The organism is Streptomyces sp. URMC 123 (assembly GCF_051386515.1).
Taxonomy (GTDB): Bacteria; Actinomycetota; Actinomycetes; order Streptomycetales; family Streptomycetaceae; genus Streptomyces.
Genome location: NZ_JBPQTV010000331.1, coordinates 1 through 7,174, shown reverse-complemented (window position 1 = coordinate 7,174; position 7,174 = coordinate 1). Strand labels below are relative to the sequence as shown.

Genomic DNA, 7,174 nt, shown 5'->3' with positions numbered 1-7,174 from the left:
GAACGGCACCTTGGACTTCTGCGCGTTGCGGATCTTCTTCTGCATCCGGTCGGACGAGGCGTCCACCTCGCCCCGCACCCCGCCCGCGCGGCTACGCGTTGTAGACGTCCGCCGTCCCCGGCACCGGCGCCTGCACCGCCCCACTGAGGAACGTCGCCCGGGTGCCGAACCGCTCCGTGTCCACGCCGTTCTCCGCCAGTACCCGCAGCGCCGCCTGGTGCACCACCCGCAGCACCGGGGTCGCCGCCCGCAGCGCGTCGTCGGCCATGAAGCGGTGCCGCCACGGCTTGTCCGCCCAGGCGTGCCGCAGCCCGAACGGCTCGGGCAGGGTGAGCTTGCCCCCCAGGTGGTCCAGGACCGGCGGGAACCAGGTCAGCGGGGCGCGCGCGGCGAGCCGTACGACCTCCTTGGCGTCCACCAGCGGCAGCCTGACCGTCTTGGTCTGCCAGAACTTGACGCTCTTGGAGACCTCCTTGGTCTTGGGCGCCGGCTTCGTCGTGAACAGCCCGTGCACCGGGCCCAGCGCATGGCCGGTGACCTCGATCCGCAGGGTGTGGTGGAGCACGGTCACCGTCACCATCAGGGTGATCACCAGCTGGCCGTCCCAGAGCACGAACTGCACCCCGAGGTAGTGCCGGTTGCCGCTGCCGAACTGCTGCTCGTTGCAGATGCGCTGTATCTCGGCGCCCTTGATCCGATAGCCGTCGGTGTCGGTGCTGCTCGGCCGGGAGACCTCCTTGGCGCCCTCGCCGACGGGGGCCACCACCCAGTGGGTGACGGAGGGCGTGGGGAAGCCGCCGGTGTGCAGCGGGCCGCGCTCCAGCAGCCGCAGCTGGTCGTGGATGGCGCGTACGACGTCCCAGCTGCGGAAGGGGTTGATCTCCTTGGCCGGGTCGCGGGAGACGAGCTCCTCGGCCAGGTGCCAGCTGCCCCAGCGGGTGCCCATGCCCAGTATTCCCTTGGGCCCGGCGTAGAAGACGAGGTTGCTCTGCTGCTCGGCGGTGAGCCGGGCCAGGCCCTGGCGCAGCCGCTCCGCGGCGGCGTCGCCCGGGTTCTGCGGCACCGCCTCGGGGACCTTCGCGCCCACGCCGCCGCCGGACAGCAGCCCGTCCCAGCGGGAGCGCAGATCGTGCGCCGTGCGCTCGGCGATCCGCTTGGCCCAGAACCAGCCGACCACGGGCGCCACCAGCATCAGGCGCAGATATATGCCGAGCACGCCGGTCAGCGGCATCTTGACGAGGAAGATCACGGCGAGCACGCCCACCGCGAGCAGCAGGGCCATGCCGAGCGCTCCGGCGCGCTTGTTCTGTGCCCCGGCGAGGGAGCGGCGGAGCTGGAAGGCGCCCAGCCAGAGCAGCACCCCGGGCAGGAACAGCACGCCGAAGACCAGCATCACCACGGTGAGGCGGGTGTCGCGCTCCTTGCGGATGCGGTTGGCGGCCAGGCAGTGCTCGACGACCACCTGGGCGTCGACGCCGAACGACTGGATCAGGGCGGCCCGGGCGCCGCCGAGCATGCGGTTCTGCACGGCGCGGGAGAACGCCTCGCCGAAGTTGGGCTCCAGCAGCGACAGCCGGGGCGCGGAGACGGTGGCCTGATAGTCGTCCGAGTTGGCCTTCAGCAGGTCGGTCACGGGGCCGTCGCGGTAGGCCGCCGAGGCCAGGGCGCTGGTGGCCGCCGTCTGTCCGGCGGAGCCGGAGAGCGGGACCTGAGCGCCCGGACTGAAGTCGAACCCGTTTGCCACTGCCGCCCCCAACGCCGCGTCGTCCGCTCCTGCGGCCTGTTCCCAACTGCCGCTCGGATCACACCTGCTGAGCTGCGGGCTCAGCCTATCCGCAGGGCGCGGTGCGCGTCAGGGGCCCCGGCGCGGTGGCCGGAGCACGCCGGAGCGCGCCCCGGCCCCCGGGCCGGACACGGGCGGATCTCAGGGGTGCGCCGCCTGCTCCCGCACCTTCTCCGCGATCTGCGGCGGCATCGGCTCGTGCCGCGCGTACGACCGGCCGAACCGGCCCGTGCCGTGGGAGAGCGACCGCAGGTCCACCGCGTACCGGCCGATCTCGATCTCCGGCACCTCGGCCCGTACGAGCGTCCGCCCGGGGCCGGCCTGTTCGGTGCCCACGACCCGCCCGCGGCGGCCCGAGAGATCGCTCATCACCGGCCCGACGTACTCGTCCAGGACCAGCACCTGGAGTTCGGCGACCGGCTCCAGCAGGTGGATGCGGGCGCCGGCGGCGGCCTCCCGCAGCGCCAGCGCGCCGGCCGTCTGGAAGGCGGCGTCGGAGGAGTCCACCGAGTGCGCCTTGCCGTCGAGCAGCGTCACCCGCACGTCCACCAGGGGGTAGCCGGCGGCCACCCCGCGCGCGGCCTGGGCCCGCACACCCTTTTCCACCGAGGGGATGAACTGCCGGGGGACCGCGCCGCCGACGACCTTGTCGACGAACTCGATGCCCGAGCCCGCGGGCAGCGGCTCCACCTCGATCTCGCAGATGGCGTACTGCCCGTGCCCGCCGGACTGCTTGACGTGCCGGCCGCGCCCGGCCGCCTTCGCGCCGAAGGTCTCGCGCAGCGACACCTTGTGCGGCACGGTGTCCACCTGCACCCCGTACCGGCTGCGCAGCCGCTCCAGCGCCACGTCCCGGTGCGCCTCGCCCAGGCACCACAGGACCACCTGGTGGGTGTCCTGGTTCTGCTCCAGCCGCATCGTCGGGTCCTCGGCCACGAGCCGCGCCAGGCCCTGGGAGAGCTTGTCCTCGTCGGCCTTGCTGTGCGCCTGGATGGCGACCGGCAGCAGCGGGTCGGGCATCACCCACGGCTCCATCAGCAGCGGCGCGTCCTTGGCGGAGAGGGTGTCCCCCGTCTCCGCGCGGCTCAGCTTCGCCACACAGGCGAGGTCCCCCGCGATGGCCTTGGACAGCGAGCGCTGCTGCTTGCCGAACGGCACCGAGAGGGCGCCGATCCGCTCGTCGACGTCGTGGTCCTCGTGCCCCCGGTCGGCCAGCCCGTGCCCGGAGACGTGCACCGTCTCGTCCGGGCGCAGCGTGCCGGAGAACACCCGCACCAGGCTGATCCGGCCGACGTACGGGTCGGAGGAGGTCTTGACCACCTCGGCGGCCAGCGGCCCGTCGGGGTCGCAGCTCAGCGCGGGCCGGGGCGCGCCCTGCGGGGTGGTGACGACGGGCACCTCCCGCTCCAGGGGGGTGGGGAAGCCGCCGGTGATCAGCTCCAGCAGCTCCACGGTGCCCAGGCCCTGGCGGGCGCCGTCGGCGGCCGGGGCCGCGGCCAGCACGGGGTGGAAGGCGCCGCGGGCCACGGCCCGCTCCAGGTCCTCGATCAGCGTCTTGACGTCCACCTCCTCGCCGCCGAGATAGCGGTCCATGAGGGTCTCGTCCTCGCTCTCGGAGATGATTCCCTCGATGAGCCGGGCGCGGGCCTCCTCGATGAGGGGGAGGTGTTCCGGGTCGGGCGCGCGCTCCGCGCGCTCACCGGAGGAGTAGTCGAACACCCGCTGCGAGAGCAGGCCGATCAGTCCGGTGACGGGCGCGTGCCCGTCCGCCGCCGGGGCGCCGTGGAGCGGCAGGTAGAGCGGCAGCACGGCGTCGGGGTCGTCACCGCCGAACGCCTGGGCGCAGACCTTGGTCATGCCCTCGAAGTCGCCGCGCGCCGACTCCAGGTGGGTCACCACCAGGGCGCGCGGCATGCCGACGGCCGCGCACTCCTCCCACACCATGCGGGTGGCCCCGGCGATGCCCTCGGCGTCCTGGGAGGCCGAAACGACGAAGAGGGCCGCGTCCGCGGCTCGCAGACCGGCCCTCAGCTCCCCGACGAAGTCGGCGTAGCCCGGGGTGTCCAACAGATTGATCTTGATGCCGCCCCATTCGACGGGGACCAGCGAGAGCTGTACGGAGCGCTGTTGCCGGTGTTCGATCTCGTCGTGGTCGGAGAGCGTGGTGCCGTCCTCCACCCGGCCCGCCCGGGTCACCGCTCCCGCGGTGAAGGCGAGCGCCTCGGCCAGGGTGGTCTTGCCCGAACCGCTGTGGCCGACCAGCACCACATTCCGTACGGAAGAGGGCCGGTCGGCCGTCGCTGCCCTGCCGGCGGCTCCGGGGTGTGCCCTGTCGGCTGTGTGTCCCACGTGCCTCGCCTCCCGGTCTGCACCTGCTGCGTTCTTCGGGATCGCTTGCGTTCTTCGAGCTTTCCACCGCGGTCACCATGCGTCCATACGTCGTACGCGGATGGCGGTGGCCGGGTGCCCACCGTTTCGGGGCCGCGACCGCTGGCTACGATGGGCCCGCCGGTGGCCGATGGGGCCGCGCGGCCCACCGACCGTCGGGAAGGCCATGCTGAACAAGTACGCGCGTGCGTTTTTCACGCGTGTTCTCACACCGTTTGCCGCTCTGCTGCTGCGTCTGGGGGTCAGCCCCGACGCGGTGACGCTGGTGGGGACCGCCGGTGTGATGGCCGGTGCGCTGGTCTTCTTCCCCCAGGGAGAGTTCTTCTGGGGCACGGTCGTGATCACCCTGTTCGTCTTCTCCGACCTGGTGGACGGGAACATGGCCCGCCAGTCGGGCCGGTCCAGCCGCTGGGGCGCGTTCCTGGACTCCACCCTGGACCGGGTCGCCGACGCGGCGATCTTCGGCGGGCTGGCGCTCTGGTACGCCGGCCGCGGGGACTCCCTCACGCTCTGCGCCGTCGCCCTCTTCTGTCTGGCGAGCGGCCAGGTGGTGTCGTACACCAAGGCCCGCGGTGAGAGCATCGGACTGCCGGTCGCGGTGAACGGACTGGTCGAGCGCGCCGAACGGCTGGTGATCTCGCTGGTCGCGGCGGGCCTCGCGGGGCTGCACGGGTTCGGCGTGCCGTACATCGAGCACCTGCTGCCCGTCGCGCTGTGGATCGTCGCGGTCGGCAGCCTGGTCACCCTGGGGCAGCGGGTGGTGACCGTCCGCCGGGAGGCGGCGGAGGCGGACGCCGTGACCGCCGCCGAGGCCGGCCCGGGCGGGCAGAGGAGCGAGGGGCCATGAGGGACCGGATCACCGACGCGCTGTACGGCGCGGGCTGGGGCGCGGTCAAGCGGCTGCCCGAGCCGGTGGCCGCCGCCCTGGGGCGCGGCATCGCGGACACCGCCTGGAAGCGGCGGGGCAAGGGCGTGCTGCGGCTGGAGTCCAATCTGGCCCGGGTCGTGCCGGACACCACCCCGGAGCGGCTGGCGGAGCTCTCCCGCGCCGGGATGCGCTCCTACATGCGCTACTGGATGGAGTCCTTCCGGCTGCCGGCCTGGAGCGCCGAGCGCGTCCGGGACGGCTTCGAGCCCAAGGACCTGCACATCCTCGAGGAGGGCCTCGCCGCGGGCAAGGGCGTGATCCTCGCCCTGCCGCACCTGGCCAACTGGGACCTGGCGGGCGCCTGGGTCACCACGCACCTCGGCGTGCCGTTCACGACGGTGGCCGAGCGGCTGCGGCCCGAGACGCTCTACGACCGGTTCGTCGCCTACCGCGAGGGCCTGGGCATGGAGGTCCTGCCGCACACCGGCGGCAGCGCGTTCGGGGCGCTCGCCCGGCGGCTGCGCGCCGGCGGGCTGGTGTGCCTGGTCGCCGACCGCGACCTGTCCGACTCCGGGGTGCGGGTGGACCTCTTCGGGGAGCCCACCCGGATGCCCGCGGGGCCGGCGCTGCTCGCCCAGCAGACCGGCGCGCGGCTGCTGCCGGTCACCCTCTGGTACGACGGCCCCTCGATGATGCGGGGGCGCGTCCACCCGCCGGTGGAGGTGCCCGAGGGCGGCACGCGCGCCGAGCGGACCGCGGCGATGACGCAGTCCCTCGCCGCCGTGTTCGAGGCGGGGATCGCCGAGCACCCCGAGGACTGGCACATGCTCCAGCGCCTGTGGCTCGCCGATCTGGAGCGGCCGCCCGCCGATCTGGAGCGCCCGTGAGAATCGGCATCGTCTGCCCGTACTCCTGGGACGTGCCCGGCGGGGTCCAGTTCCACATCCGCGATCTCGCCGAGCATCTGATCCGGCTCGGCCACGAGGTGTCGGTGCTGGCACCGGCGGACGACGAGACGCCCCTGCCGCCGTACGTCGTCTCCGCGGGGCGCGCCGTCCCGGTGCCCTACAACGGCTCCGTGGCCCGGCTGAACTTCGGCTTCCTCTCCGCCGCGCGGGTGCGCCGCTGGGTCCACGACGGCGACTTCGACGTCCTCCACATCCACGAGCCCACCACGCCCTCGCTCGCCCTGCTGTCCTGCTGGACAGCGCAGGGGCCCATCGTGGCCACCTTCCACACGTCCAATCCGCGCTCCCGCGCGATGATCGCGGCCTATCCGATCCTCCAGCCGGCCCTGGAGAAGATCAGCGCGCGGATCGCGGTCAGCGAGTACGCCCGGCGCACGCTCGTCGAGCACCTCGGGGGGGACGCCGTGGTCATCCCCAACGGGGTGGACGTCGACTTCTTCGCCCGCGCCGAGCCCCGGGACGAGTGGCGCGGCGCGAGCCCGCCCGGCGGCGGGCCGGCCCGCACGATCGGCTTCATCGGCCGCATCGACGAGCCCCGCAAGGGGCTGCCGGTGCTGATGCGCGCCCTGCCGGAGATCCTCGCCCGGCGGCCGGAGACCCGGCTGCTGGTCGCCGGCCGCGGCGACGAGGAGGAGGCCCTCGCGGGCCTGCCCGCCGAGGTGCGCGCCCGGGTGGAGTTCCTCGGCATGGTCAGCGACGAGGACAAGGCGCGGCTGCTGCGCAGCGTCGACCTGTACGTCGCGCCCAACACGGGAGGCGAGAGCTTCGGCATCATCCTCGTCGAGGCGATGTCGGCGGGCGCGCCGGTGCTGGCCAGCGACCTGGACGCGTTCGCGCAGGTCCTCGACGGCGGCTCGGCGGGGGAGCTGTTCCCGGTCGGCGACGCGAAGGCGCTCGCCGCGGCGGCGGTGCGGCTGCTCGACGACGACGCGGGCCGCGCCGGCCTGAGCGAACGGGGCCGCGAGCACGTGCGGCGCTTCGACTGGTCGACGGTGGGCGCGGACATCCTCGCGGTCTACGAAACGGTCACCGACGGCGCGGCGTCCGTGGCCGCGGACGAACGCCCGGGCCTCCGCGCCCGCTTCTGGCTGGCCCGCGACTGACCCCTCCCGGCGCCTCGGGCCCGGCGCCTGCAGCACGGCCTCCACCTGCGCGGGCTCCCCGAAC

General features: G+C 73.7%; 5 protein-coding genes and 1 pseudogene. 3 read left to right on the top strand and 3 right to left on the bottom strand.

Features of this window, described 5'->3' with window-relative positions; genetic code table 11:
• From ACSNOD_RS26410 to ACSNOD_RS26400, 3 genes and pseudogenes are all read right to left on the bottom strand, one after another.
• Positions 1-84, bottom strand: a pseudogene (locus ACSNOD_RS26410) (His/Gly/Thr/Pro-type tRNA ligase C-terminal domain-containing protein); the annotation flags it as partial.
• A gap of 7 nt (positions 85-91) precedes the next feature.
• Positions 92-1,744 carry a hypothetical protein gene (locus ACSNOD_RS26405; RefSeq protein WP_436769568.1) on the bottom strand — a complete coding sequence of 551 codons (1,653 nt, stop codon included), beginning with the start codon at positions 1,742-1,744 and terminating at the stop codon, positions 92-94.
• A 180-nt stretch (positions 1,745-1,924) separates the two neighbouring features.
• A complete protein-coding gene (locus ACSNOD_RS26400) occupies positions 1,925-4,132 on the bottom strand; it encodes an elongation factor G-like protein EF-G2 (protein WP_436769567.1) in 2,208 nt (735 codons plus the stop codon).
• A gap of 205 nt (positions 4,133-4,337) precedes the next feature.
• On the opposite strand from ACSNOD_RS26400, the gene pgsA reads away from it, so the two are divergent.
• From pgsA to ACSNOD_RS26385, 3 genes are read left to right on the top strand one after another with little or no spacing between them, the layout of a single operon-like run.
• On the top strand, positions 4,338-5,018 hold the full coding sequence (pgsA, locus tag ACSNOD_RS26395) for a phosphatidylinositol phosphate synthase (RefSeq protein WP_436769566.1): 681 nt from the start codon (positions 4,338-4,340) through the stop codon (positions 5,016-5,018).
• On the top strand, positions 5,015-5,926 hold the full coding sequence (locus ACSNOD_RS26390) for a phosphatidylinositol mannoside acyltransferase (RefSeq protein WP_436769565.1): 912 nt from the start codon (positions 5,015-5,017) through the stop codon (positions 5,924-5,926). Before pgsA ends, ACSNOD_RS26390 begins: the two co-directional genes overlap by 4 nt.
• Complete coding sequence (locus tag ACSNOD_RS26385) at positions 5,923-7,110, top strand: glycosyltransferase family 4 protein (protein WP_436769564.1); 1,188 nt, start codon at positions 5,923-5,925, stop codon at positions 7,108-7,110. Before ACSNOD_RS26390 ends, ACSNOD_RS26385 begins: the two co-directional genes overlap by 4 nt.
• The last annotated feature ends 64 nt before the right edge of the window (positions 7,111-7,174 follow it).

Coding starts and splice junctions, on each gene's coding strand:
- pgsA (WP_436769566.1), top strand. CDS start 4,338: ATGCTGAACAAGTACGCGCGTGCGTTTTTCACGCGTGTTCTCACACCG.
- ACSNOD_RS26390 (WP_436769565.1), top strand. CDS start 5,015: ATGAGGGACCGGATCACCGACGCGCTGTACGGCGCGGGCTGGGGCGCG.